Origin of the sequence: Candidatus Planktophila lacus (genome assembly GCF_002288325.1) — a bacterium.
In the GTDB taxonomy this organism is placed as follows: Bacteria; Actinomycetota; Actinomycetes; order Nanopelagicales; family Nanopelagicaceae; genus Planktophila; species Planktophila lacus.
This window is the reverse complement of record NZ_CP016780.1, coordinates 88,673-113,546: the sequence shown is the minus strand read 5'-3', so window position 1 is coordinate 113,546 and position 24,874 is coordinate 88,673. Positions and strand designations below refer to the sequence as shown.

Annotated in this window: 26 protein-coding genes and 1 tRNA gene; 5 read left to right on the top strand and 22 right to left on the bottom strand. The window is 47.7% G+C overall.

From position 1 onward, the window contains the following. Positions 1–30: 30 nt before the first annotated feature. Positions 31–1,299: an MFS transporter gene (locus tag A1sIIB106_RS00535; RefSeq protein ID WP_095676969.1), complete on the bottom strand. Its 1,269-nt coding sequence runs from the start codon at positions 1,297–1,299 to the stop codon at positions 31–33. 18 nt (positions 1,300–1,317) lie between these two features. Here A1sIIB106_RS00535 and A1sIIB106_RS00530 point away from each other — a divergent pair, with 18 nt between their 5' ends. Beyond that, the gene (locus A1sIIB106_RS00530) at positions 1,318–1,518 is read left to right on the top strand and encodes a DUF2530 domain-containing protein (RefSeq protein ID WP_095676968.1); all 201 of its coding nucleotides are present in this window, start codon (positions 1,318–1,320) and stop codon (positions 1,516–1,518) included. A gap of 11 nt (positions 1,519–1,529) precedes the next feature. Here A1sIIB106_RS00530 and A1sIIB106_RS00525 read toward each other — a convergent pair whose 3' ends face one another. From A1sIIB106_RS00525 to A1sIIB106_RS00500, 6 genes are all read right to left on the bottom strand, one after another. Continuing rightward, complete coding sequence (locus A1sIIB106_RS00525; RefSeq protein ID WP_095670575.1) at positions 1,530–1,913, bottom strand: cold-shock protein; 384 nt, start codon at positions 1,911–1,913, stop codon at positions 1,530–1,532. A gap of 95 nt (positions 1,914–2,008) precedes the next feature. Next, a complete protein-coding gene (locus A1sIIB106_RS00520) occupies positions 2,009–2,680 on the bottom strand; it encodes a DUF3027 domain-containing protein (RefSeq protein WP_095676967.1) in 672 nt (223 codons plus the stop codon). A 5-nt stretch (positions 2,681–2,685) separates the two neighbouring features. Next, positions 2,686–4,308 (bottom strand): chaperonin GroEL, encoded by a 1,623-nt coding sequence (gene groL / locus A1sIIB106_RS00515; protein ID WP_095676966.1) that lies wholly within the window; start codon positions 4,306–4,308, stop codon positions 2,686–2,688. A gap of 134 nt (positions 4,309–4,442) precedes the next feature. Next, on the bottom strand, positions 4,443–4,709 hold the full coding sequence (locus A1sIIB106_RS00510) for a DUF3263 domain-containing protein (protein ID WP_095670572.1): 267 nt from the start codon (positions 4,707–4,709) through the stop codon (positions 4,443–4,445). Positions 4,710–4,766: 57 nt separating this feature from the next. After that, positions 4,767–6,113, bottom strand: a complete 1,347-nt coding sequence (locus tag A1sIIB106_RS00505; protein WP_095677825.1) for a pyridoxal phosphate-dependent decarboxylase family protein — start codon at positions 6,111–6,113, stop codon at positions 4,767–4,769. Continuing rightward, positions 6,100–7,596 carry an SDR family oxidoreductase gene (locus A1sIIB106_RS00500; RefSeq protein ID WP_095676965.1) on the bottom strand — a complete coding sequence of 499 codons (1,497 nt, stop codon included), beginning with the start codon at positions 7,594–7,596 and terminating at the stop codon, positions 6,100–6,102. The genes A1sIIB106_RS00505 and A1sIIB106_RS00500 overlap by 14 nt, the downstream gene beginning before the upstream one ends. Positions 7,597–7,619: 23 nt before the next feature. On the opposite strand from A1sIIB106_RS00500, the gene A1sIIB106_RS00495 reads away from it, so the two are divergent. Together A1sIIB106_RS00495 and A1sIIB106_RS00490 are read left to right on the top strand one after the other, a co-directional pair. After that, positions 7,620–8,852: an NAD(P)/FAD-dependent oxidoreductase gene (locus tag A1sIIB106_RS00495; RefSeq protein WP_095676964.1), complete on the top strand. Its 1,233-nt coding sequence runs from the start codon at positions 7,620–7,622 to the stop codon at positions 8,850–8,852. A 14-nt stretch (positions 8,853–8,866) separates the two neighbouring features. Continuing rightward, complete coding sequence (locus A1sIIB106_RS00490) at positions 8,867–9,646, top strand: alpha/beta fold hydrolase (protein WP_095676963.1); 780 nt, start codon at positions 8,867–8,869, stop codon at positions 9,644–9,646. Here the strand turns inward: A1sIIB106_RS00490 and A1sIIB106_RS00485 are convergent. After that, on the bottom strand, positions 9,624–10,142 hold the full coding sequence (locus A1sIIB106_RS00485) for a beta-class carbonic anhydrase (RefSeq protein ID WP_095670568.1): 519 nt from the start codon (positions 10,140–10,142) through the stop codon (positions 9,624–9,626). The genes A1sIIB106_RS00490 and A1sIIB106_RS00485 overlap by 23 nt on opposite strands. Positions 10,143–10,178: 36 nt before the next feature. Beyond that, positions 10,179–10,250 (bottom strand) — tRNA-Thr (locus tag A1sIIB106_RS00480). 96 nt (positions 10,251–10,346) lie between these two features. Between A1sIIB106_RS00480 and A1sIIB106_RS00475 the strand changes: the two genes are divergently transcribed. Beyond that, positions 10,347–11,264, top strand: coding sequence for a Ppx/GppA family phosphatase (locus A1sIIB106_RS00475; protein WP_095676962.1), 918 nt, complete (start codon positions 10,347–10,349; stop codon positions 11,262–11,264). A gap of 27 nt (positions 11,265–11,291) precedes the next feature. On the opposite strand, the gene A1sIIB106_RS00470 is transcribed toward A1sIIB106_RS00475, so the two are convergent. Genes A1sIIB106_RS00470 through A1sIIB106_RS00440 form a run of 7 tightly spaced genes read right to left on the bottom strand, consistent with a single transcriptional unit; the run spans position 11,292 to position 19,099 of the window. Beyond that, on the bottom strand, positions 11,292–12,197 hold the full coding sequence (locus tag A1sIIB106_RS00470; protein WP_095676961.1) for an NUDIX hydrolase: 906 nt from the start codon (positions 12,195–12,197) through the stop codon (positions 11,292–11,294). Continuing rightward, on the bottom strand, positions 12,197–14,362 hold the full coding sequence (locus A1sIIB106_RS00465; RefSeq protein WP_257789639.1) for an RNA degradosome polyphosphate kinase: 2,166 nt from the start codon (positions 14,360–14,362) through the stop codon (positions 12,197–12,199). Before A1sIIB106_RS00465 ends, A1sIIB106_RS00470 begins: the two co-directional genes overlap by 1 nt. Continuing rightward, a complete protein-coding gene (locus tag A1sIIB106_RS00460) occupies positions 14,316–15,092 on the bottom strand; it encodes an SGNH/GDSL hydrolase family protein (protein ID WP_095676959.1) in 777 nt (258 codons plus the stop codon). The genes A1sIIB106_RS00465 and A1sIIB106_RS00460 overlap by 47 nt, the downstream gene beginning before the upstream one ends. Before the next feature lie 20 nt (positions 15,093–15,112). After that, positions 15,113–16,051 (bottom strand): 23S rRNA (guanosine(2251)-2'-O)-methyltransferase RlmB, encoded by a 939-nt coding sequence (gene rlmB / locus A1sIIB106_RS00455; protein ID WP_095676958.1) that lies wholly within the window; start codon positions 16,049–16,051, stop codon positions 15,113–15,115. Further along, positions 16,052–17,455, bottom strand: a complete 1,404-nt coding sequence (cysS, locus tag A1sIIB106_RS00450; RefSeq protein WP_095676957.1) for a cysteine--tRNA ligase — start codon at positions 17,453–17,455, stop codon at positions 16,052–16,054. Positions 17,456–17,478: 23 nt separating this feature from the next. Beyond that, a complete protein-coding gene (gene ispD, locus A1sIIB106_RS00445) occupies positions 17,479–18,600 on the bottom strand; it encodes a 2-C-methyl-D-erythritol 4-phosphate cytidylyltransferase (protein WP_095676956.1) in 1,122 nt (373 codons plus the stop codon). A gap of 16 nt (positions 18,601–18,616) precedes the next feature. Further along, complete coding sequence (locus A1sIIB106_RS00440; protein WP_095670560.1) at positions 18,617–19,099, bottom strand: CarD family transcriptional regulator; 483 nt, start codon at positions 19,097–19,099, stop codon at positions 18,617–18,619. Between the two features lie 106 nt (positions 19,100–19,205). Between A1sIIB106_RS00440 and A1sIIB106_RS00435 the strand changes: the two genes are divergently transcribed. Further along, positions 19,206–19,742: a hypothetical protein gene (locus A1sIIB106_RS00435; protein ID WP_095676955.1), complete on the top strand. Its 537-nt coding sequence runs from the start codon at positions 19,206–19,208 to the stop codon at positions 19,740–19,742. Here the strand turns inward: A1sIIB106_RS00435 and A1sIIB106_RS00430 are convergent. The 6 genes from A1sIIB106_RS00430 to ygfZ form a co-directional block, all read right to left on the bottom strand. Then, positions 19,708–20,457, bottom strand: coding sequence for a phosphoglyceromutase (locus A1sIIB106_RS00430; RefSeq protein ID WP_095676954.1), 750 nt, complete (start codon positions 20,455–20,457; stop codon positions 19,708–19,710). The two genes, A1sIIB106_RS00435 and A1sIIB106_RS00430, sit on opposite strands and share 35 nt — an antisense overlap. A 32-nt stretch (positions 20,458–20,489) precedes the next feature. Continuing rightward, positions 20,490–20,972, bottom strand: coding sequence for a type III secretion system chaperone family protein (locus A1sIIB106_RS00425; RefSeq protein WP_095676953.1), 483 nt, complete (start codon positions 20,970–20,972; stop codon positions 20,490–20,492). 2 nt (positions 20,973–20,974) lie between these two features. After that, positions 20,975–22,234: a D-inositol-3-phosphate glycosyltransferase gene (gene mshA, locus A1sIIB106_RS00420; protein WP_223299493.1), complete on the bottom strand. Its 1,260-nt coding sequence runs from the start codon at positions 22,232–22,234 to the stop codon at positions 20,975–20,977. Between the two features lie 66 nt (positions 22,235–22,300). Then, positions 22,301–23,224, bottom strand: a complete 924-nt coding sequence (locus A1sIIB106_RS00415) for an asparaginase (protein ID WP_095670556.1) — start codon at positions 23,222–23,224, stop codon at positions 22,301–22,303. Between the two features lie 14 nt (positions 23,225–23,238). Continuing rightward, positions 23,239–23,739, bottom strand: a complete 501-nt coding sequence (locus tag A1sIIB106_RS00410; protein ID WP_095670555.1) for a heme-binding beta-barrel domain-containing protein — start codon at positions 23,737–23,739, stop codon at positions 23,239–23,241. Between the two features lie 228 nt (positions 23,740–23,967). Continuing rightward, positions 23,968–24,873, bottom strand: a complete 906-nt coding sequence (gene ygfZ, locus A1sIIB106_RS00405) for a CAF17-like 4Fe-4S cluster assembly/insertion protein YgfZ (protein WP_095670554.1) — start codon at positions 24,871–24,873, stop codon at positions 23,968–23,970. Position 24,874 lies beyond the last annotated feature (1 nt).

Genomic DNA, 24,874 nt, shown 5'->3' with positions numbered 1-24,874 from the left:
CTAATCACAGTTTTAACTTTAATAAGTTTATTAGCGCTGATCGTCATAGGCGGCAGGTAATACGCCTTCAACCGAAATATCTTTCGGAAGCTTTACCTTGTTGTGGAACAACACCCAGATAGTCAGACAAGCGCCAAGTGAGATCAAACCGCAGAGCGCAATTGTTTGGCGAACGCCAATGGCTTCAGCAAGGAAGCCAATAAGTGGCGAACCAAAGGGCGTTCCACCCATAAATATAAGTAAGTAAATTCCACTAACGCGACCGCGGATCGCTGGATCTGAGTTGACTTGAATCAGCGAGTTAGCAGTAATCAGCATCGTAAGAGCGCTGAAACCGCAGAACGGCAACCAGATTGAGTACCACGTGTAAGTAGGTGCCAGAGAAAGTAAACAGATTGCAGTGGAAAATGCCACTCCCGCTTTAATAACAAAGTTTGTGCGGCGATGTTTCTCTAATCGTGCGGAGAAAAGAGCGCCAGAAAGTGAACCAAGTGCGATGTATGTTCCAAGTAGTCCAAATGAGGCTGGCCCTTTTCCAAATTCTATAGTTGCCATTAGGGCGTTAAAGATCTGAAAGTTCAATCCGAATGTTGCAACGAAGAAAACTACAATCATTACAACGTATAAGTCAGGGCGAGCCAGAGCATAATTAACGCCTTCTCGCACGGTGCCTAGCGTCTCTTTCTTCTCTAGGATAAAAAATTCGGATTCGCGCATTCGCAGTAGTGCAAGAATCACAAATACATAGGTACCGGCGTTGATTATGAATGAAGGACCAGTATCAAAGCGCGCAATAAGAAAGCCAGATAGCGCAGGGCCAACTAGGCGTCCAGCATTGAAATTGGCTGAGTTTAAGCTGACCGCGTTGGCGATATCGGAATGGCCAACGATCTCTGAGGTAAATGATTGGCGAATAGGCGCATCTAGCGCTGAAGAAATTCCCAGGGCTAAGGCAAAGAAAAAAACATGCCAGATCTGTACTTGGCCGAGCAGAACAAGAATTCCTAAACCAAGGGAAGAAAGTGCGCCGATAAAGTTAGTTGCAATAAGAAGTTTGCGTTTATTTACTCGATCGGCAAGTACGCCACCGTGCAGTGAGAAGAAGAGAACCGGAGTAAATTGAACTGCGGTAACAAGGCCGAGATAGGTTCCACTATTGCCGGTTAACTGCAGAATCAACCAATCTTGAGCGATACGTTGCGCCCAAGTTCCGATGTTGGATGCGGCATTTGCCGGAAAGAGAATGCGGTAATTACGGTGGCGAAAAGAACGCCAGTTACCGTCTGCTTTTACCGCCATCGCTTGTATGCTTCCTTCGTGAGTTCAAACAATAATTCGGAAATCAAATCTGTCGTAACTCTAATCACTTTAGGCACTATTGCGTGGGTTATCGCAGGTTTATATTTTGCGATCACAGGTGCAGAAAGCAAATTAATCTGGACCTGTGTTGCAGGTGCAGCACTTGGTGCATGGGGTATTCGTTACTCAAAGCGCCGCGCAGCGCGCAGCGGCATTTAGATCAGAAGTATTTAAGCTTCGAGCTGGCTAGCAATACCGCGCAAAACGCGACCAAGGCGTTCTGCATCGGTGCCAGATGGATGACGTCCATGGCGCAAACCATTTCCGACTTTATCCAAAATCTTAATTGTGTCTTCGATCATCGCAGCAAGGTCATCGTTATTGACTCGTGAATTTTCCGCGAGTGAAACCGGTGCCTCAACGATATGAATCGACATCGCTTGTGGACCTTTACGGCTATCGATAATGCTGAACTCAACCTTTGTGCCAGGCTTTACCGAAGGAACGCCTTCTGGAAGAGATGATGCAGCAAGATAAACATCTTCGCCTTCATCATTTGAGATAAATCCGAAACCCTTTTCGAGGCTAAACCATTTAACGCGACCTGTAGGCATGGCGTTCTCCTTATAAGAATTTCAGTACTCGTGTAGCCGCGGGGATGCGGGCAGGTGGCAAGTTTATCGCAAGCAAAGAGGGGCGGGAACCCCTATTAATTAGGGAGCGTGGCCTCAGAGTGCGCGCCACAGCCGTGATCGACTGAAACTACGCGGGCATCATCTGGTGCGATCGCATTTGCACATACGCCAAATGAAGCGCGTAGTGAACCTGCGATTGGAATAAAGAAGCCGCAAGATTGGCAAGGCTTTGGTGCGTTCTGTGCCAACGGGGTATTTGGTCCGCGATCGCCTGTGTACCAACGCTTACTTGCTTGATCGCGACCTTCAATTGAAAGTACACGTGGACGAGCTAAACCAAGTTCGTAAATCTGCGCAGCATCTAAATCTTCATCCTGAATAAGTGCGTTTGCACCAGGAACTAAACGAGTGTCATCTAGAACGCTTGGCACAATCACACCTGGCTGAATATCTTCAGGCAAGATGCGATCTTTATATTCGATCCATTCTGGCGCCATAAGTGAATCTGGACCAGGAAGAACAACAACATCACAAACGGTTGGTTGCGCTGATGCATCTACCTTTGCAACAGTGACGCACCAGCGCCAACCTTTATAACCCTGAATATCTGCGTCGAATAAATAACTTGCAACGCGATCTTCGTCATCGAATTCGACAGAGATGAAGTTACCGACTTGCGATGGCTTTTCGGCATCGCCAAGTGCAGCACTTCTTGCAATCTCTTGAGCGTCGAACCCTTTTTTCATTTAGTTTAGAAATCCATTCCGCCGCCGTCGCCACCCATTGGGGCAGCTGGCTTGTTCTCTGGCTTATCGGTGATTACCGCCTCCGTTGTGATGAAGAGCGCAGCGATTGATGCCGCATTCTGCAACGCAGAGCGAGTTACCTTTGCAGGATCAATGATTCCAGATTTGATCATGTCGACGTATTCGCCAGTTGCAGCGTTAAGTCCGAAACCTACTTCTAGGTGACGTACCTTCTCTACAACGACTCCGCCTTCAAGGCCGGCGTTGATTGCGATCTGCTTTAGTGGAGCTTCGATCGAAAGTTCTACGATCTTTGCACCGACTGCTTCTTCGCCTTCTAGCTTTAGCTTTTTGAATGCTTGTGTTGCAGCCTGCAAGAGCGCGACGCCACCACCAGCGACGATGCCTTCTTCAACTGCAGCCTTTGCGTTACGTACTGCATCTTCGATGCGGTGCTTGCGCTCTTTGAGTTCTACCTCAGTTGCAGCGCCTGCCTTGATTACAGCAACGCCACCTGCGAGCTTGGCAAGACGTTCTTGCAGCTTCTCGCGGTCGTAATCTGAATCAGACTTCTCGATTTCAGAACGGATCTGAGCAACGCGGCCCTTGATCTGTGCGTCATCTCCGCCGCCTTCAACAATGGTTGTCTCTTCCTTGCTGATAACAACCTTGCGAGCGCGACCAAGAAGTTCTAGGCCAGCTGTTTCGAGCTTCAAGCCAACTTCTTCAGAGATAACTGTGGCCCCAGTAAGGATTGCAATATCTTGCAACATCGCCTTGCGACGATCTCCAAAGCCAGGTGCCTTAACTGCTGCTGCGCGGAAGATTCCGCGAATCTTGTTTACAACCAAAGTAGCAAGCGCTTCGCCTTCAACATCTTCAGCGATGATTGCAAGTGGCTTACCTGATTGCATAACCTTTTCAAGAACCGGTACGAGATCCTTGATATTTGAAATCTTTGAGTTAACGATCAACACGTAAGCATCTTCAAGAACTGCTTCCATGCGATCTTGGTCGGTTACGAAATATGGAGAGATGTAACCCTTATCAAAGCGCATACCTTCAGTTAGCTCGAGTTCGAGACCGAAAGTGTTTGACTCTTCAACGGTGATAACGCCTTCTTTACCGACCTTATCCATCGCTTCAGCGATCATGTCACCGATAGTTACATCGGCTGCTGAGATAGATGCAGTAGCTGCGATCTGCTCTTTTGAATCAACGCTCTTAGCCATTGAGGCAAGTTCTGCAACGATCGCTGCAACAGCCTTTTCGATGCCGCGCTTTAGCGCCATTGGGTTTGAGCCGGCAGCAACGTTGCGCAGACCCTCGCGCACAAGTGCTTGAGCTAGAACAGTTGCAGTTGTTGTTCCGTCGCCTGCGACATCATCTGTCTTCTTGGCAACTTCCTTTACGAGTTCTGCGCCGATCTTTTCCCATGGATCATCGAGTTCAATATCTTTTGCGATTGAAACGCCATCGTTGGTGATTGTTGGGGCGCCCCACTTCTTCTCTAGAACAACGTTACGTCCGCGAGGTCCAAGGGTTACCTTGACTGCATCGGCGAGAACGTTCATTCCGCGTTCTAGTCCGCGACGGGCTTCTTCATTAAAGGCAATCATCTTTGCCATGTAATTACTCCTTGTTTGTAACTCATTTAGTTTCTGCCATTTGGGGGCGTTTTATCACTCACACCCCGAGAGTGCTAACGCCAAATCTAGACGGTCTTATTCCCTGTCGCAAAACGAGGGCGGTGAATTGGTTGTTATCGGGCTGAACGCGCACTCATACGAGCCTCACGGAGGCGGCGCAGGCGCTTAACGAGCATTGGAGAGGCCGCTAGGGCATCGTCCCGGTCGATCAGGTCATTGAGTAGTTGGTAGTAACGAGGAGCAGTTAGGTCGAAGAGCTCTTTAATTGCAGACTCTTTCGCACCGGCAAAGCGCCACCAATTGCTCTCGAAATCAAGGATGCGTACTTCGAGGTCGGAAAGTGAAGACCCCTGCACATCATTATTTTCGAGCGCTGACATGGGTGAAATCTTAAACCAGCAATAGCAGAAATTGTGGGATTTACACCTTACTAAATTTTAAAGAGTATCCAAGATCATAGATATATCTGTGATCTTCGTCCAAGGGTTAACTATCGCAAAGCGCAAGATCGATTGGCCCTTATCTGATGATGGCGGAATAAAGCCGATCTGATCGGCTAATAATTTATCGCTCCACTTTTGATAATCACTTGGCGCCCAACCTTTGCGAGTAAAGGCAACAATGGAAAGTTCAGGTTCGTGAATCAAATCTAAATTGGGATGTTGGCGAACAAGTTCGGCGGCATCACGCGCCACGGTGAGAGTTTCTTCCATCGCCTCGGTATATGCATCGGTGCCATGAGCGGCAAGTGAGAACCAAAAAGGTAATCCGCGGACGCGACGAGTTAAGTGAATTGCATAATCTGCCGGCGACCAAGTGTCATCATGGAGAGTTTCCAAATAAGAAGCGTGTTGAGTGTGAACTTCTTTTGCTAGATCTGGATTGCGATAGATAAGTGCGCAGGCATCAAATGGTGCAAAGAGCCACTTATGTGGATCAACGATTAAGGAATCAGCTTGTTCTACGCCGTTAAACTTCGCGCGCACAGAGGGTGCACAGAGCGCTGCAAGACCGTAAGCGCCGTCAACGTGGAACCAGATATCGCGAACATGTGTTGCTTCGGCGATCGTAGCTAGATCGTCAATGATTCCGAGGTTTGTGGTGCCGCCGGTTGCGACAACTGCAAAGACGCGGGTTTGCGTTGTGGCATGCAATTGATCAATTGCCGCACCAAGTGCGTCACCGTGCATCTTGCGATCAGCACCTGGCTCAATCTTTAGAAGTTCTACATCCATGATTTGTGCAGCGCTAGCAATTGATGAATGCGCTTCTTCGCTGCAAGCGATTGCCCATCGTGATGTATTCGGATATTTCTTTCGCGCCGCAGCACGCGCAACAACTAGAGCAGAGAGATTTCCAATCGTTCCGCCTTGTACAAAAACGCCGCCGGCAGATTGTGGAAGTCCAGCTAAATCTGCGATCCAACGCAGCGCTTGGTTTTCGGCAAAGACTGCGCCCGCACCTTCTTGCCAAGATCCACCATAAAGAGAACTTGCGCCAACAACTAGGTCGAAGAGATTTGAATATTCAGTTGGTGCAGATGGAATAAAGGCTAAGTTGCGCGGGTGATCTGTTGAAATACAGGCCTTTGCTAAAACATTTGTGAATACTTCAAGTGCTTCATGTCCGCCTAAACCTTTAGCGGTAATGGTGTTGCCAACTTCTTGAAATAAATCTTCAGCGGTACGTGGACCATCTAGCGGTGGATCATCTTTTAAGCGCAGCAGGCTGTATGCCAGGATCTCTTTGGCAAGGGATTCGACCTCTGAATTAAAGGCGTGAATTGGCATGGTCGGTGCGATTGGCCTTTCGAATCAGATTTCGCATCATCGTTGGGAAAACAAAGATGTGGAAGGGAAGTACAAAGTACCAATACAACTGGCCGCCTAAACCACGTGGCGAGAAGCTAGCTTCTTGCACAACAGTGCGATTGGTTCCGTTATCGATAACGCTAAATTCGAGCCAAGCTTTTCCTGGCAGAACCATTTCAGCGTAAAGTTTTAAACGCTTACCGCGTTCTAACTCTTCAACGCGCCAGAAATCTAAACTGTCACCAACGCGCAGAGTTAGCGGATCACGACGACCGCGACGAAGTCCGACTCCACCGAAGATGCGATCTAACAAACCGCGCAAGAACCAGAGAAAATCTGCGCCGTAGTAACCGTTTTCGCCGCCAATACTTTCAATTGCTTGCCAGATAGATGCTGCGCTTGCTTCAGTATTTGATTCGCGACGATCGCGCAGAACCATTTCACCCGCCCATTCGGGATCGCCTTGCGCTTTCTGCCACGGCGCAGTTGGAAATGCAGCATCTGACCAACGAGTAATTACATCGCGATCTGCAATACGAGAAAGCGCCAAGGTAATTGCACCTTCGACATCGATAAATCCTTCTGGTGGTGGCGGAATAATTGCATCAATACTCTTTGCCGGATCTGCAACTACTTCGCTAATCAAAGATTCGACTAGTGGGCGAGCAAGTGATGTTGGAACCGGTGTAACAAAACCGATCCACAACGAAGAGAGCTTTGGGGTTAGAACAGGAACCGAAACAATCCAGCGTTTGCGAAGCCCCGATAACTTGGCAAATTTCTGCATCATGTCAGCGTAAGAGAGAACTTCTTTGCCGCCGATGTCACAAACCTTGCCCACCGGCTTTTCAAGCGAAGCAGCTTTACGCAAGTAATACAGCGCATCGCGGATCGAAATTGGTTGCGTTAAATTCGAGACCCATTTTGGTGTGGTCATAATTGGCAAGCGGTGAGTTAAGTGGCGCAACATCTCAAAGGAAGCTGATCCCGAACCGATAATGATTCCAGCGCGAAGTTCTAAAACAGGAACAGATGTTGATGCTAACTGCGCACCTGTATTCATGCGAGATGCTAAATGCTGGCTACGGTTCTTATCGTTAGCAATTCCACCTAAGTAAACGATCTGCTTAACGCCTTGCTTTTCTGCAGCAACTGCAAAATTACGCGCCATCTCAGATTCAATATCGTCGAAATTTTTACCTAAATTAATTGAGTGCAAAAGATAGAAAGCGGTATGCACGCCTTTGAGAGCGCGATCTAAATCTGAAATTACAGTGGCGTTGCCTTCAACGATATTGACATCTTTAGCCCACGGTTGATCGGCAACTTTCTGCGCATCGCGTACCAAAATTCGCACATCGCATTTATCGCTTACGAGGTCGCGTACCAAACGGCCGCCGACATAGCCCGATGCGCCAGTTACAAGTATCAAACGCCCTGAGTTCTGCGAGTTCATGGTGGAGAGCCTAGACTCTGCACATGGCTTCTTCTAATCGACCTCGCGTCGTAATTCTAGGCGCAGGCTTTGGCGGGCTAACCGCAGCCAAGGCGCTCTCGAAAGATGCTGATGTAACCGTTGTTGATCGCCACAACTTTCAAACATTTCTGCCTTTGCTCTACCAGGTAGCAACTGCTGGCCTTGCTGCAGACCATGTGGCGCATCCAGTCCGAGGCGCACTGCGCAAGAGCGGCGTGAAATTCCGAATGGGTTCCCCAATCTCGGTTGATCATAAAAATAAATCAGTAAAGCTTGATTCATCAGAAGTACTTGAATTCGATCATTTAATCGTTGCACTCGGTTCAGCAACTGCAGATTTCGGAGTTGCAGGTGTAAATGAGCATGCACTTGGTATGAAGAGCGTGCATGAAGCAATTGGTATTCGCGCTGAGGTAATGCGCCGTTTTGAAGATCTCTGTCGCTTTGAAGATCAGACCCGACTTTCACTTAGCGTTGTCGGCGGCGGTCCAACTGGCGTTGAAATGGCTGGTGCTCTTGCTGAGCTAAAACGTGGTCCCCTTAAGAACGATGAGGCAAATGCCGCAGAACATATCGATATCTACTTGATTGAAGCAGGGCCAAGAATCTTGCCGATGTTTAGCGAAAAGTTGTCTGCGCGAGCTAAGAAAGATTTAGAGAAACTTGGCGTCAAGGTTCTGCTCAATACCGCTGTGCAACAAGTAAAGCCACGTCAGATTCTTGTTAAGGATGGATCTGTAATTCCATCAGAGGTAACCATCTGGGCCGCCGGTGTTAAAGGTGAACCAACCGGTGGATTGCTTAACTTGCCACTTGAAGGAACTCGCATCAGCGTTGCGCAGAACTTGCAGGTAAATCACTATCCACATATTTGGGCGATCGGTGATATCTCGAGCGCAAAGGGCGCAGATGGTGGTTTCTTGCCGATGGTTGCACCAGTTGCGATGCAACAAGGGCGTTGGGTTGCAAAACAAATTATGCGCGCAGCACGCGGACAAGCGCTACAAGATTTCAAGTATTTGGATAAAGGTTCAATGGCAACGATCGGTCGCCACAAAGCAGTTGTGCAATTTAAGGGAATCCAAATCACGGGTATTCCAGCTTGGTATGCCTGGTTGTGGTTGCATTTGTTCTACTTACTTGGCGGGCGCAACAAGATCGGCACTATCGCCGATTGGACCTGGAACTATTTAACATTTGACCGCGGCAATCGCCACATCATGGATAGCCTGTAGCCAAAGCAGCAACCATGCCTGACTACATTGATTTACGTGGACACCAAACCTATTCATACGAATGGGAGAACAACGGTGAAGCAGTCTTGCTTCTGCATGGTGGGCTAAGCCAGACATCGCACTGGGATTATGTTTTAACACCTGATCTAGAACCTGATTTTCATTTATTTGCTTACGATCGCACTGGACATGGCTACACCGGCGATCAAGCAGGTTCTTTTCATTTTGATTTTCAAATCCGTGAAGCAATTGACTATCTAGAAGATGTCGTGAAAGAACCGGCACATTTAATTGGTTGGTCAGATGGCGGAATCATTGCGATGTCGATTGCGATCACTCGCCCCGAACTAGTTAAATCGCTGATTTTAATCGGTGCTAATTACAACCATTCAGGAACTGTGATTGAACTTCCATTTACTGAGCCAAGTGATGAAGACAAGGCTGAATACGCTGCAACATCGCCAGATGCTCCTCATACGCTGACTGAGAAGATAAAGAAGATGCTGCGTATCTGGGAGACAGAACCAAATATCCCGCTAAGTGATTTAGCAAAGATTCAGTGTCCTACGCTGGTTGTTGCAGGCGATGATGACGTTATTTCGCATGAACACACAATTGAGATGTACCGCGCCATTGAATTAGGGCAGCTAGCAATAATTCCAGGCACATCTCACGGAGCACCAAAAGAGAAGCCCGCTTTATTTAGCGCGATAGTGCATCAGTTTTTAACGGATTTAACTTATCCAGTAACGAAGATGCCGATACGGCGAGTTAGCAATCAACCGGAACAATAGTTCCGGTCTTAACATCATAAATTGCACCGGCAACGGTGACGCCATCACGCAAAAGTGGATAAGCGCGAATACGGTTTACATCGACCGCTAGCGCCGCCTTTTGATCACGCGTAGTACGAAATTCAAGTGAGCGCGTATCGACGCCGAATTTCTCGTCAATCAGCGCATGGATATCTGCTTCATCGCCACGCGCCATCGCGCAATCGGTATGTGGCATAACCAGGATGCGCTTTACATTTAAAAGATATGTAGCCAGCACCAAGGTGCGGATAACGTCCTCTGTAACTCGAGCCCCGGCGTTGCGTAGGATCTTGGCATCGCCAGAGCGCATACCCACAACGGACAATGGATTAATACGAGAATCCATGCAGGTTACGATCGCTAAACCTTTTGCCGCTGAACCGGTTAATTCGGAGTATTGAAACGACTTTGTGTATTCAGCATTCGCGGCGAGCAGATCATCAAATTGTTCGTGAGGAAACGAATAATCTTTCATCGTTACCCCTTCTTCTATCGGGTCAAAACTTTCCAGAGCCCCCCGTCAGGATTGAACTGACGACCTGCGCATTACAAGTGCGCTGCTCTACCACTGAGCTAGAGAGGCTTGCTACCGATTAAGGCAACGGGCGTAATTATGGCAGTTATTGGCGCAATGTAAAAATCAACGAGATTAGGGCGCTAGACAGGTAGGTTTGGCCGCATGCGATTGGGCGTTCTAGATGTGGGTTCTAATACCGTCCACCTCCAAGTAGTTGATGCCCATCCAGGAGCACGCCCAAGCCCAGCAACTAATCAAAAAGTTGAACTACGCCTTCACGAGTATTTAAACATTTCTGGGGAGATAACTCCCGAAGGCGTTGAGTTGCTTGAAACTGCGATAGCCGATGCAATTTCACACGCTAAAGAGTTTAAGACTGAAGAAATCTTGGCATTTGCGACATCTGCTATCCGTGATGCTAAAAATGGAAAAGAAATATTGCTTCAGATCAATAAGAAGTTCGATATAGATCTACAAGTGCTCTCCGGAGATGATGAAGCTCGAATGACATTTTTAGCAGTGCGCCGCTGGCTCGGTTGGTCGAGCGGGAGGCTTTTAGTTTTAGATATTGGCGGTGGATCGCTTGAAATTGCTGTAGGTGATGACGAGAGCGCCGAAGCAACTGTTTCGTTGCCACTTGGTGCATCACGCCTGACACGTGAATATCTGTCTTCGGATCCACACACTTCTAAAGAGATAAAGTCTTTGGAAAATTATGTAATTGAGGCAGTGAAGAGTTCGGTACCCGAAGATATTATGGAACATATCGCAGATCATTTCGTTGCAACCAGTAAAACCTTTAGAACATTGGCTCGTCTTGGCGAACATTGGTTTGATGACAATCCAAAATATTTAAAGATTAACTCGCTCACAAAAATGATTCCTAAGCTACAGGCGATGTCCAATAAGGAACGTGCTGAGCTGCCCGGTGTTTCTCAGAGCCGCGCACGGCAGATTGTCGCTGGTGCAATTGTTGCCCGAACAACCATGGAACGTTTGCATATCAATGAACTTGAGATCTGCCCTTGGGCTCTGCGCGAAGGCATTGTTTTACGCTGGCTAGACTGGATGGAACGCTAACTTTTTTAGACCTTGTTTTAGAATCATTTAAACAATGGGCTCGTCTATCCAATCACAGGCAATAACTTCTCCAGCACGGCAATGCAAGATAATTGCTTGAGCTGGCTCAAGTTCGCGATCCATTGATTTAAAGTACTTCTTGCCAACTAACTTCTTAACTAACTTCGGAATTATTGGATTATGGCTACAGACTAGGGCCGGAATACCGCGATTCATTAAATCTTGGATGTAATCAAGCGAGACTTCTTTATCCTTTTCATATCCATATTCAGATAGATCTGCAGAAAAAATAGGAGTTATCTCAATTGCGCGCGTCATAGGCTGAACCGTTTCGGTGCAGCGCAGAGCATCAGAGGTGTGAACTTCTTTTATCCCGTATGGAAGATAAATTGGGAGCAAGCGCTTTGCCTGTAATTGACCTTTGTGTTCAAGGGGGCGATCTCCATCATCGCCGCTCCACTCGGTGCGCTTTAACGCTTTGGCATGGCGCAACAAAATGATTGGGAAGGTATCTGTTCCAAACTCCAAGAAATAATCAACAATCTTTCGATCATCTTTATTTGTCAGACGTTCTTTGGCTAGCTTTGGTGAAAGCCACTCGAGTTGATCTACCTCTTCTGGATTAGGAGATCCTTCTTGAATATCGCTTGCTTGCGCCGCCCAGTAACGCACTTCTTTAGGTGCACCTTCCAGTTTGTAAACAACTACGCCAATTTCAGGACCGAAAGTAGATGTGTAACCAGTCTCTTCTAAAACTTCGCGGTATGCAGTTGCGATATGTGATTCGTTATTTTCAACTTTGCCTTTAGGAATTGACCAATCGTCATAACGAGGGCGGTGAATGACGGCTATTTCTATCTGTGAATTATCAGATTTACGCCATAAAACTGCGCCCGCTGCTTGAATGAGCGGATTATCGGTTTCTTTAACCATTAGTGGGCTTTCTTATATCGCTTGATGTAGAGACTCTGCAGATCTTGCAGAGGCTCTCCTGCTGAACTCTTCGAAACGCGCTTCCAGGAATCTTGATCCTGACGCCAACTTGAAGTTTCATCGCTCAGTGATAGGTCAAAGATTTCTTGAAGTGATGTTTTATGAGTTGGCCGTTCTATGCGGACCAAACTTTCTACTCGGCGATCTAAGTTACGGTGCATTAAATCCGCACTTCCAATCCAGTATTCATCTTCCCCACCATTTAAGAAGTGATAGATGCGTGAGTGCTCAAGGAATCGACCTAGGATCGAACGTACAGTGATGTTCTCAGATAGACCAGCGATTCCTGGACGTAACGAGCATATTCCACGGACAACTATGTCTACCTTCACTCCCGCTTGAGAAGCTTCGTAGAGCGCATCAACGAATTCTTCATCCAGTAGTGAGTTTAGTTTTATCTGAATTCCCGAAGGTCTACCTGCTTTAGCCATCGCTGTTTCATTCGCAATTTTCTCTAACAAACTTCCACGCAATGTTCGTGGCGCTACAAGCAAGCGTGAATAAACTGAATGCGGCGCAAAACCAGAGAGTTGATTAAACAACTTGGTCAGATCCTCGGTAAGTACAGGATCTGCACTTAGGATTCCTAGATCTTCATAGAAGCGCGCTGTCTTCGGATTGTAATTACCTGTTCCCATATGACAGTACAGACGTAATCCTTGCGCTTCATCGCGCACGACTAGAGACAACTTGGCATGCGTCTTTAGACCCATCAATCCGTACACAACGTGGACGCCAGCGGCCTCTAGTTTGCGAGCCCATCGCACATTTGCTTGTTCATCAAAACGCGCGCGAAGCTCGATAACTGCAAGTACTTGCTTGCCCGCTTCTGCTGCCTCAATTAACGCTTCGATAATCGGTGAGTCACCTGAAGTTCTATAGAGGGTCTGCTTTATCGCCAAGACGGCTGGATCTTGAGCTGCATGCTGCAAGAACTGCACTACCGAAGAGGTAAATGATTCATAAGGGTGGTGAAGCAAAATTTCGCCTTGGCGGATTGCAGCGAAGAAAAGATCTGGTTCTTCAGCATCTACTTCTCTTAGCGATGCAACAGTGCGGGAACGGAAGGAGGGGAAATTAAGCTTGGGCATATCTAAATCTGCAATCTTCATAAGATCACGGAGATTAAGCGGAGCTGGCAGCGAAAGCACATTTGCTGGGTTGATATTTAACTGTTCGCATAACTTATTGCGTAACTTCTCGCCCACCCCAGATTCAATTTCTAAACGAACCGGTGGTCCAAATCGACGACGAGCAAGTTCTTGTTCAATAGAAGTTAGTAGATTCTCGGTATCTTCATCTTCAAGTTCAATATCTTGGTTTCTCGTGATTCGGAATGTGTAGTGATCTTCAATCAACATTCCTGGGAAAAGTTCTTGCAGGTGGATAGCAATTAACTCTTCGAGCGGTAGGAAGCGAGTGGTATTAGGTGCTGGACTAACTGGAATAAAGCGAGAAAGTATCGGCGGAACTTTTACTCTTGCAAAATACTCTTCTGAAGTTTTAGGGTTCTTAACCATCACGGCGAGATTTAGAGAGAGCCCTGAAATGTATGGAAACGGGTGAGAAGGATCCACCGCTAAAGGAGTCAATACAGGGAAGATGCGATCGCTGAATATTCGTGAGACATGGTTGCGCTCATCATCGCTTAATCCATCCCAACGGATGATTTCGATTTTTTCTTTTGCAAGTTCTGCAATGATCTGGTCTTTGAATACATTTGCGTGACGAAGTGCCAGCTCACGTACTCGAACCGAAATTGCTTCAAGTAATTCGTTGGGAGTGAACCCAGCAGAATTTACTGATCCAGGGCTACTCTCTAATTTGCTAAGTAACGAAGCTACGCGGACCATATAAAACTCATCTAAATTTGAAGCGAAAATTGTTAAGAAGCGAATTCGTTCAAAAAGCGGAATTGAATGGTCTTCCGCCATTTCGAGCACGCGCTCGTTAAAGGAGAGCCAACTTAACTCTCTATCAATTAGGTGAGCTGCTTCTGGCATGTTCCTAGTCTCTCTTGCTTTGATGAATTTTGAGTAATCGGTGCGTGGACAGCGGCTAAACGGGCCAGCTTGTGGGGGTTGGGTACTTAGCAGAGCGCCCATCGCCTGATGATTTTCCGCGAAGTCGGCGCCAGATCCATGGAAGTGCAAAGGTAAAGAACCAGATAATAGAAATCGCACGCTTCTTTAACCACGGCGTTGGAGCAGCAGGCGGAAGTGGGATTCGCCAAGCAGGATTGAATCCATATCCAAGTCTTTCTAATAACGCTTGCGCTACCCGATTGTGGCCTTCAGCATTTAGATGCAGGCGATCAAATGCCAAGAAACGGCTATCGTTAAAGAAAGTTTCTTGATTGGCGTCAACAACTATTGCACCAACTTCAGCGCCAACTTTTCGAACTCCATTATTAAATTCACTAAAGCGCGCTGCCCATACATCTGAGCCACGTCCAGAATTGCCAGTGCGTTCTAGAACTGTAAAGAGCATGAGGGTTGCACCGGATGCGGCGGCGCGACGTACAGCGTCTGCATATAAAGCTTGCGCGACTTCAGGTTTGTAACTTGGACGAAGCGCATCATTGGCACCTGCGTGAAAAGTTAGCAAAGTTTCTGGCCCTGTTACATAGGAAAGCGCCACAGGAAGTTGGTCATCAATTACCTGCTTTAACAACTTTCCACGGATGGCTAAATTCGCGTAACTAAAACCATCTACCTCTTTCGCCATTACATCTGCAAGGCGATCGGCCCAGCCGCGGTATTGCCCACCGATGATTTCATCGGACATACCTTCGGAGTACGAATCTCCGCAAACAATTAAACGTTTGTACTTCATCTATCCCTGACCTATTACCTTTACTTGCGACGTTGCTCGTCTACCCAGAAGAGCGCAATTGAAGTTGCAACGCTAGCGTTTAGTGATTCGGTGGTGGCGCGCATTGGGATTGAGACAACAAGATCGCACTTTTCGCGCACTAGGCGGGAAAGACCTTTTCCTTCGCTGCCAACAACGATCATTACATTCTCTTTCGCAACCTTCATGCCGCTCAAAGTTTCATCTGATTCGCCATCTAGGCCGATAACAAAGCAGCCCAGCTTCTTGGCATCATCAATAGTGCGCGCCATATTGGTTACTTGGGCAACTGGCAGACGCGCTGCTGCACCTGCGGATGATTTCCAAGCAGATGCGGTCATCGCTGCTGCACGACGTTCGGTCATAACAACACCTGCTGCGCCAAAGGCTGCTGCGCTTCGCACAATTGCACCGAGGTTACGAGGATCAGTTACGCCATCAAGTGCCACGATCAAGATTGGGTGGTTTGCGCGTTCGGTAATTTCTTGGAATGAAGAGTATTGATAAGGCTTAATTGCCAAGATAATTCCCTGGCTATTTGCGTTGATGCCTTCAAGTTCTGCACGGTGTACTTCGCGAATCGGAAGTTGGTGATGCAGCGCTAATTGCAAAGATTCAGCAACGCGATCATCAACATCAATACTACGTGCAACGATTAGCTCGGTTGCCGGAACGCTGGCGCGAAGCGCTTCTAGAACTGCGTTACGACCAGAAACAATTTCACCCTTTGGCTTTTCGCTACGACCAGTGCGAGTACGAGGTGCAGCTTTCTTTTCAGCAGCCTTCTTACGCTTTGCCGCTGCGTGGTACGGACGATCTTCTGCCTTAGGCGTTGGACCTTTACCTTCTAAGCGACGTTTATTTTTTCCACCGGTTCCGCCAGTTGGTCCCTTTTTAGAACTCGTGCGTGCTGCTCCACGTGGTTTTGCGCTGCCGGCCATTTACTTCTCGCTTATCTGTGAGATAGACCAACGTGGCCCTTGTGCTGTGTCTTCAATGGTAATTCCAAGTGCAGCAAGGCCATCGCGAATCTGATCTGATGCTGCAAAATCTTTTCGCTCACGCGCTGCTGTGCGCTGAGCCAAAGCCAATTGAATCACGCCATCAAGCGCATCTGTTAAATCAGCGCCACTACTTGTCGCAAATACTGGATCAAAGGGATCGCAACCAAGTATTTCTAGTGCGCCACGAATTTCATTTGCGGACTGTGAAATCTGTGCCTTATCCCCTGAAGTAATTGCGCTATTGCCTAAGCGAAGCGCTTCAGAGATACCGGCAAGTGCAGTTGGCACCGCTAAATCATCGTTCATAGCATCGGTAAAGCCTTGTGAAATAACCGGAGTTGGTTGCGCACCAAGGATTTCAGCGGCGCGAGTTAAGAAACCTTCGATGCGACGGAAAGCTGTTGCAGATTCGGCAAGTGCTTCGTGTGAGAACTCAAGCATCGAACGGTAATGCGCACTGCCCAAATACCAACGCAATTCAATACCGCGCACCGTCTTTAACAATTCGGCTACCTGTAGCGAATTACCTAGTGACTTCGACATTTTTTCACCAGATGCAGTCACCCAAGCGTTATGCATCCAGCGCTTTGAAAATGCATAACCCGCAGCTTCTGATTGGGCGATCTCGTTCTCGTGATGCGGGAAGATCAGATCTAATCCGCCACCGTGAATATCAAATGCTTCACCAAGGTATGAATGTGCCATCGCTGAACATTCAAGATGCCAGCCGGGACGACCTGCACCCCACGGAGTTGGCCAAGATGGGTCTCCGGGCTTAGCCGCTTTCCAAAGCGCAAAGTCGCGTGGATCTTTCTTATAAGTCTCATCTGCATCAGCAGCCGGTTGTAGATCATCAACTTTCTGACGAGAAAGCGTTAAATAAGATTCGAGTTTGCGAACTTCTAGATAAACATCACCATTGCCCGGCGCATATGCCGCACCACGTTCGATGAGAATAGTCATTAACTCGATCATCTGAGTTACGTGCCCCGTAGCGCGTGGTTCGTAAGTAGGGGGTGCAACATTTAGCGCTGCATAAGCTTCGGTGAAAGCACGTTCGTATTTCATCGCAACTGCCCACCAAGGCGCCTTTTCGTGCACGGCTTTATGCAAAATCTTGTCATCAATATCGGTGACGTTGCGAATGAAGGTTACGTTGTAACCAGATTTGGTTAACCAGCGACGCAAGATGTCGAAGTTGACACCAGAGCGCACATGGCCGATATGAGGAGGTGCCTGAACGGTTGCACCGCAGAGATAAATACCGACTTCGCCAGCCTTTAGCGGAACAAATGGGGATGTGGTTCGCGTTAGCGTGTCATATAAAGATAGCGAACTCATTGGCTAAGTCTATCTTGCAAGGCTTATTTAGAATAAATCAGCGCAGATGCAATGGCTGCAATGCCCTTGCCTTCACCAGTTAGGCCCATTCCATCGGTAGTTGTTGCAAGTAGCGCGACTTCTGCACCACCCAAAGCCGCCGAAAGCGATGCAATTGCTTCGGCGCGACGCGAACCGATCTTTGGACGATTGCCGATTACTTGCACTGATACATGCGAAATTGCGTATCCACTCTTTTCAACAAGTGCCAGAGTTTCCTTTAGCAGCGTTGTTCCAGATGCACCCTTGTATTCAGGTTTATTTGTGCCGAAGTTTGAACCAAGATCACCAAGTCCGCTTGCGGCAAATAAAGCATCACAAATTGCATGTGCTGCAACATCACCATCAGAGTGGCCTTCCACGCCATCTTGATCTGGCCATAACAGACCTGCCAGCCAAAGTTCACGTCCGGCTTCGAAGTGATGAGCATCCACGCCAACACCAGATTTAAAGTTCGTTGATTTTCCTAAGAACTGCAACGCTGTTGCCATATCAGCAGGTGTTGTAATTTTAATTGCCCGTTCTTCGCCATCGATGACTCGAACTGGTTTACCAAGTGATTCAACGAGCGCTGCATCATCTGTTGCTTCACCAGATTGGGCGTGTGCTTGGCTAATTAATTCGTAAGTAAAACCTTGTGGAGTTTGCACGCGGCGCATCGCAGCGCGGTCGGGAGTTGAAGTAACAATTCCGTTAGCATCAACAATTTTTACCGTATCCGTTTGAGCAAGGCCCGGAATAACTGCAACATCACCGCTCTTAAGAGCTGCAACAACGCGTTTTGCTAAGTCAGGGGTTGCAAGTGCGCGAGCCGCATCGTGGATCAAAACGTATTCAGCACCTGCTGAAACTTTCGATAAACCAATGCGCACGCTCTCAGAACGTGTAGCTCCACCAGTTACAACTGTTATGCCATCGCCAACCAGGGTTTGAATCTCTTTCTCATACCCAGAAGGTGCGGTAACAATTATTTGATTAGCAACCGATGAGATAGCAGAAACGGCATGCTCAATAAGGGTGCGATCACCAAGTTGAATTAAGGCTTTAGGAATTGCTGCGCCAAATCTTTCGCCGCTACCTGCAGCAGCAATGATTGCGGCGATCATGAGAAGAGTTTGTTACTTAAGAAGCGAGAACCTCGTCAAGGAGAACTGCAGCCTTTTCTTCATCTGTGCGCTCAGCAAGAGCTAGCTCAGAGATAAGGATCTGCTTCGCCTTGGCGAGCATGCGCTTTTCACCAGCAGAGAGTCCACGATCGAGATCGCGACGGTAAAGATCGCGCACAACTTCTGCGACCTTAATGACATCTCCTGATGCAAGTTTTTCGAGATTGGCCTTGTAACGACGTGACCAGTTTGTTGGCTCTTCGGTGTAAGGCTGACGAAGTACGTTAAATACGCGATCAAGGCCGGCGCTGTCTACAACATCGCGGACTCCGACTAGATCTACATTGTCTGCAGGAACGCGAACTGTGAGATCTCCTTGTGCAACTTTCAAGACTAGGTAGGTACGTTCTTCGCCCTTGATGATGCGAGTTTCAATCGCTTCGATAAGAGCTGCTCCGTGATGGGGATAAACAACGGTTTCGCCGACCTTAAATGTCATGTGTTGCCCTTCGCTAGACGACCAATTCTACCAGCCATTTTAAGGTGAGAAAACCCCAATAAAGCAAAGGGAATAAGCGCTTAAAACGCATGAGAGAATATGCCCTATGCCTCGCACTAAAAAAGCACTTACATCACTTATTGCTATTTCTCTTGCGCTAACACTTGCTGCATGTGGGCCAGGACAAGATGCGCCAACTCGCATGATTAAGCAAGTAACAGATGGTGTTGAACTCTCGCTAAAAGATAATGGCGTTGATATTGAAGTATTGAACTTGCTTCTAGTTGCGACTGAGACAGGCGACGCGGTTCTTGTTGGAACAATTGTTAACCAAGGCGATACTGAAGATAAGTTGCTCGGAATTGCCGTTGGTTCAAACCAAGCGGTTTTAACTGGCGAGAGCGCGTTAAAGAAGAATCAACCGATTCGTTTTGAGGGCGATACCGCAAACGCTAAAGCGGTCTTCTACGGTGTTTCACCTGTTGCTGGTCGCCATGTGAAGTTATCACTTGGCTTTGCTCGCGCTGGTTATGTAACCGCAGAAGTAATCATTCGCGACAAGCGCGATGACTATAAAAACGTAACTTCAGGTGCTGCTACGCCAGCGCCTACTTCTTCCCCTGATTCGCAACCGCTTCAATAGCAGCCTTCGCAGCATCTGGATCTAAATACTCTCCGCCTTTTTTAACGGGCTTAAAGTCTGCATCCAAGTTATAGAGCAGCGGAATTCCAGTAGGAATATTTAGCTCAGCAATATCTGACTGTGAAATTCCATCTAGGTGCATCACTAGTGCGCGCAGTGAATTACCGTGCGCAGTAACAAGTACCCGCTTTCCAGCCTTTAGATCAGGAACGATTGACTCTTGCCAATAAGGCATCATGCGCGTGACTACATCTTTTAGACACTCTGTCGCAGGCAAATCTGAACCTAAATCAGCGTAACGCGCATCGTTTGCTTGGCTGTAAGGATCACTGGCTTCAATTGGCGGAGGCGGCACATCGTAAGAACGGCGCCATAATTTGAATTGTTCTTCGCCGTATTTAGCGAGAGTCTCTTTCTTATCCTTGCCTTGCAGAGCACCGTAGTGACGTTCATTTAAACGCCAAGAACGACGAACCGGAATCCAGTGGCGATCACATGCATCAAGTGCCAGCTGTGAAGTATGGATTGCACGGCGTAGAAGAGATGTGTGAACTACATCAGGCAGAAGGTTGCGCTCTACCAATAGCTTTCCGCCACGAGCAGCTTCGGCTTCACCTGCTGCAGATAAACGCACATCTACCCAACCGGTGAAGAGATTCTTGGCGTTCCATTCGGATTCACCGTGGCGCAGCAGGATTAATTCGTAGTTCGACATGGCGCTTATCTTGCCATGTTGCGTGCAAATATTTAAATCAGATGCTTAAAGGCGTCGAGATTTGCCAGTGATTCACCGCGATTTACTCGCCATGCCCATTCGCGGCGGATGGCAGTCGCAAAGCCAAGTTCAAGCAGTGGATTAAATGAAGAATCAGAATACTGCAGCACTGCGCCAACTAAACGATCAATCTCGCGATCGGTTACTGCACCTAGTGGTAATCGCCCAACTAAGAAGATATCGCCAAGCTCGTTTGTGGCAAATGCGATTCCGTACATTCCTGCATTCTTTGCCATGCACCAAGCATGAACTGCGGCCTCGTTATCATCAGGTTTGCGAATCACAAATGCGTTAATGCTTAAAGAATGATCACCAACAATTAGCGCACAGTGGGTCTGTAACTTCTTCTCACCTGGCAGCGTTATCAGAAAGGTATTGGCATCTTTCTGATCGAATTCGAGATCGTGCGAATCAAGAAATTCTTCAATCACAATCCGTGGATCAATAGCAGCCACTATTAACCAATCGACTTGGCAGAGCGAGCTGCATCAGAGATAACTTGGTCATAAATATCTAAAGTGCCACGAGCGGTGGCATCCCAACCGAAGTGAGATGCATGTTCAATCGCGCCCATAGATAGCAGTACGCGACGCTGTGGTTCTTGCAGCAAACGCGCTAAAACAGATGACCAAGCACGTGGATCGTGGCCATCTACAAGTACGCCAGAGATACCGTCGGCAACTGCGGTGCGAAGTCCACCAACAGCAGTTGCTACAACTGGTGTACCACAAGCTTGTGCTTCAAGTGCAACTAGTCCAAAACTTTCAGAGTAACTTGGAACGCAGACTAAATCAGCGGCGCGATACCAGTTAGCTAGTTCGGCGCGTGGAACTGGTGGATTAAATCTCACAACATCATCAATTCCAAGCCAAACAACAAGTTCCTTTAGACGTTCTACTTCACTGCCATTTGCACCAGATGCTCCGCCAACTATGTAAACGCGAAGCTTTGGACGCAGCTGTGGAGAGTGCAAAAGCATCTCGGATGTTGCACGGATTAATAGTTCAGGGCCCTTATGTGGCTGGATACGCCCAACAAAAGTGATTACTTGGGCATCGGCATCAATCCCGAGTGATTTGCGAGCATCCTGACGACCCGCACCCGGTGTGAAGTTATATAGATCCACACCTGGCGTAACCACGTGAACAATGTCAGGGCAAGCTTCATAGAGCGAAACTAGGCTCGCTGCTTCTGCATCGGTATTAGCCGTTAACGCATTTGCTGCAGCAACGATCTGTGTTTCACCTTGCACGCGGATCATCGGCTCTGGCGTTTCACCTTCAGCGAGATTTAAATTCTTTACGCGCGCCATAGTGTGCATGGTGTGCACTAGCTGCATTTTTAAATCTTTAGCAACTGGCATCGCAACTTTTCCGGATAACCAGTAATGCGAATGGATCAGGTCGTAGTGGCGATCGCCAGATAGCGCTTTCTTAAGCTCGGCGCTTAACTCAGGAAAATACTGTGGAACTTGCTCTTTAGTTAAATGCAGATCATGGCCCGCATCTAGGTGATGGACATTTACACCGGGTGAAAGTTCAACAACTGCTGGAAGATCTAAGTGATCGCGGCGCGTGAAGATATCTACTTCCACACCTTGCGCCGCCATACGTGCTGCACTTTCAGCAACATAAATATTCATGCCACCGGCATCACCAATTCCCGCTTGTTCTAGCGGACAGGTGTGAACCATCAACATGGCTACGCGGCGTTGCATACTCGAAGGATACGCCAGTATGCCGAGCGAAGGAATTGCTAGGGTACGCCTCTTTGTTATGGCTAGTTAAATCGTTGCGCGAATAGTGCCGATTACACGCGGGCCGCCCATGACTTTTTCTGGGGTTAGCAGTGTATCGATTCCAAATTCATTTAAACAGGCATGCACGATCGTTCGGAATGCACGGAGTGAGCCATCGCTTACTTTAAATACGAATGTGCGCCCATCAGCCAATGAACAGACATTGACCGCTTCTGCGCCATCTTTCATAAATAAGCCAGGCACCTGTTGCATCATCTCAGTGTTATGGCGACCTGCGCCACCAACCATTTCTGGAAATTTGCGAGCTGCATCCATAACATCTTGATGGATTGGATCCGTTGAAATAGTTATCGCACGGATTGCGCGAGCTAAACCAATTACCGAAAGCATAAACAACGGTGCACCACAGCCATCAGTTGAAGTAAAAGAAATTCTTTCCCCAGCTAGTTTTTCAAGCTCTTCTTTGATTGCAACTTGCAGCGGATGAGATTGTTCTAAATAACTTTCAATAGGCCAACCATTTTTCACACAAGTAGCCAACATAGCCGCATGTTTTCCGCTGCAGTTCATGGCGATACGAGTTGGTGGGTTATCTCCCCAAGCACGACGTTCGTTTTCTCCAAGTGGGCGATCGAGTGCACATTGCAGTGCGTTTTCACCTAGTCCAACACTCGCCAAAATTTCGCGTGCACCTTCGATGTGCATTGCAGCGCCTGAATGGCTAGACGCGGCAAGTGCTAATAAACGTGGTTCTAACTGCAGACCATGGCGCACCATCGCTGATGCTTGTGCGCATTTAACTGTCGAACGCGGAAAGATCTGAGTATCGATATCGCCCAATGATTTAAAGAGTGAACCATCAGAATTTAACATCGCCAAGAAACCGCGGTGTTCGGACTCTACAAATCCATCGCGAACGTATTCGGCCAAAACAGCGTCATTAAACATAATTTATTTACCGTTTACTCAGACTGACGTTCGAGCGATGACCAGATATGTGCCTGAAGTTCTTGTCCTTCAGCGGCCATGTCGTAAGCAAAGAAGAGTTCGCCAGCAACAAGACCGTATAAACGCACGCCCGCTGTAACAATCTTTGCAGATGGCGCTGAATAACCTTGATCAAGAACTAACTGAATCTTTGGACCATCAAACTGCCCGACCCAACCTTCGGTGATTCCGGTGTTATGTGAAATCAAAACTTCTAGAACATTGTTTGGCTTAACGCGCCAGAAACCTGTTTCAGATGCAGCCGGGCGAATGATTTCGCCTTCGGCATCGATGATCCAAGAGCGTGAGTAATAGTTAAGAAATGGGCGACCATCATGGTTAAAGACAACTTCGTGTGCGTATTCAAAGCCTTCAATATTTGGGTATTCACCGCGCCCTTTACCGCGCCAAGTGCCAACCAACCAGGCAAGTGGATTTAAATCTGCATGCAGACCTTCTGGAATTGTAAAAGCCACTTAGAGTCTGCCCCTTCGATATGTACGCGAATCACGTGCTTGAGATTCGCGACGTCCTCGGAAACCGTAAATTAAAAGTCCGACGCCAATTGCTAATGAGATTAAACCCAATAAGACGGCGCTAACGATTTCCACGCCTTAATCTTACGGCCTTTAAAGCTTGCTAACCGTCCAGATGATGACCATCATCGCGGCGAAGACAACTAAACCCTGTGCAATCGTGGCCATTTACGCAGGCACAATCACTTGTTGGGAAGCGGCCACACCCTCGACAGTTAACTGCGCATCAACCGGGGTATTGCGCTTAACAATTGCTAAAGCGATTGGCCCTAATTCAAAGTGGCGCGCAACTGTGCCAAGAAAACCTACTTGTACTTCACCATTTATAACAGGCGTTCCTGGCGCAGGCATAACAACTTGGCTGCCATCTAAATGCAGCAGAACTAAACGACGTGGTGGGTTTCCAAGGTTAAAGATCTTCGCAACAGTTTCTTGGCCGCGGTAGCAACCTTTATTCATATGCACTGATTTGTTAAGTACGCCAAGCTCATTTGGAATTGATTTATGGTCGGTTTCAAAGGCAATTCGTGGTCGGCCTGCCGCAACGCGTTCGGCATCAAGTGCCCAAGTGCCAACCTGCATCGCGGTTGCACCAAAAGTTTCTTGCATCTGCCCAAGTTCGGCACGTGGAACAAGTGCAAACGGTCCACCAATTTCATTGACCAAACCGGGAGCGCGCAAAACAACGTATTCACTTGTTGCATCGCGAACATCAACGCGCAACATAAATTTCATCTTCTGCAGATAAGCAATCAAAGTTTCGATGTAACCAGGATCTAAAACCAACCAAGATGTTTCGCCATCATCAACCAAGTTAAATTGATATTCGACGTGGCCTTGCGGATCCAAGATCAGCGCTGAAGTCCATTGGCCAACCGGAAGTTCAGATAAATGCTGGGTTGTTAAATCATGTAACCACTTCAGGCGATCAACGCCACTGACTGCGATTATTTGCAGGTGTGAAAGATCAGCCCACGCTTTGCCTTCAAGCAGAGCCTTCTGTTCTTTATTCGGTTCGCCAAAATGCCAAATGGCGCCCTTATCGACGCCATCTTCGACAAATACCGCAGTCATG

Coding starts and splice junctions, on each gene's coding strand:
- A1sIIB106_RS00435 (WP_095676955.1), top strand. CDS start 19,206: ATGCCTCGCACTAAAAAAGCACTTACATCACTTATTGCTATTTCTCTT.
- A1sIIB106_RS00510 (WP_095670572.1), bottom strand. CDS start 4,709: ATGTCAGCGCTCGAAAATAATGATGTGCAGGGGTCTTCACTTTCCGAC.
- A1sIIB106_RS00490 (WP_095676963.1), top strand. CDS start 8,867: ATGCCTGACTACATTGATTTACGTGGACACCAAACCTATTCATACGAA.
- A1sIIB106_RS00440 (WP_095670560.1), bottom strand. CDS start 19,099: ATGACATTTAAGGTCGGCGAAACCGTTGTTTATCCCCATCACGGAGCA.
- rlmB (WP_095676958.1), bottom strand. CDS start 16,051: ATGGCCGGCAGCGCAAAACCACGTGGAGCAGCACGCACGAGTTCTAAA.
- A1sIIB106_RS00460 (WP_095676959.1), bottom strand. CDS start 15,092: ATGAAGTACAAACGTTTAATTGTTTGCGGAGATTCGTACTCCGAAGGT.
- A1sIIB106_RS00430 (WP_095676954.1), bottom strand. CDS start 20,457: ATGTCGAACTACGAATTAATCCTGCTGCGCCACGGTGAATCCGAATGG.
- A1sIIB106_RS00470 (WP_095676961.1), bottom strand. CDS start 12,197: ATGGTTAAAGAAACCGATAATCCGCTCATTCAAGCAGCGGGCGCAGTT.
- A1sIIB106_RS00520 (WP_095676967.1), bottom strand. CDS start 2,680: ATGAAAAAAGGGTTCGACGCTCAAGAGATTGCAAGAAGTGCTGCACTT.
- A1sIIB106_RS00465 (WP_257789639.1), bottom strand. CDS start 14,362: ATGGGCGCTCTGCTAAGTACCCAACCCCCACAAGCTGGCCCGTTTAGC.
- groL (WP_095676966.1), bottom strand. CDS start 4,308: ATGGCAAAGATGATTGCCTTTAATGAAGAAGCCCGTCGCGGACTAGAA.
- ygfZ (WP_095670554.1), bottom strand. CDS start 24,873: ATGACTGCGGTATTTGTCGAAGATGGCGTCGATAAGGGCGCCATTTGG.
- ispD (WP_095676956.1), bottom strand. CDS start 18,600: ATGATCGCCGCAATCATTGCTGCTGCAGGTAGCGGCGAAAGATTTGGC.
- A1sIIB106_RS00475 (WP_095676962.1), top strand. CDS start 10,347: ATGCGATTGGGCGTTCTAGATGTGGGTTCTAATACCGTCCACCTCCAA.
- A1sIIB106_RS00525 (WP_095670575.1), bottom strand. CDS start 1,913: ATGCCTACAGGTCGCGTTAAATGGTTTAGCCTCGAAAAGGGTTTCGGA.
- A1sIIB106_RS00485 (WP_095670568.1), bottom strand. CDS start 10,142: ATGAAAGATTATTCGTTTCCTCACGAACAATTTGATGATCTGCTCGCC.
- A1sIIB106_RS00495 (WP_095676964.1), top strand. CDS start 7,620: ATGGCTTCTTCTAATCGACCTCGCGTCGTAATTCTAGGCGCAGGCTTT.
- cysS (WP_095676957.1), bottom strand. CDS start 17,455: ATGAGTTCGCTATCTTTATATGACACGCTAACGCGAACCACATCCCCA.
- mshA (WP_223299493.1), bottom strand. CDS start 22,234: ATGCAACGCCGCGTAGCCATGTTGATGGTTCACACCTGTCCGCTAGAA.
- A1sIIB106_RS00415 (WP_095670556.1), bottom strand. CDS start 23,224: ATGTTTAATGACGCTGTTTTGGCCGAATACGTTCGCGATGGATTTGTA.
- A1sIIB106_RS00535 (WP_095676969.1), bottom strand. CDS start 1,299: ATGGCGGTAAAAGCAGACGGTAACTGGCGTTCTTTTCGCCACCGTAAT.
- A1sIIB106_RS00500 (WP_095676965.1), bottom strand. CDS start 7,596: ATGAACTCGCAGAACTCAGGGCGTTTGATACTTGTAACTGGCGCATCG.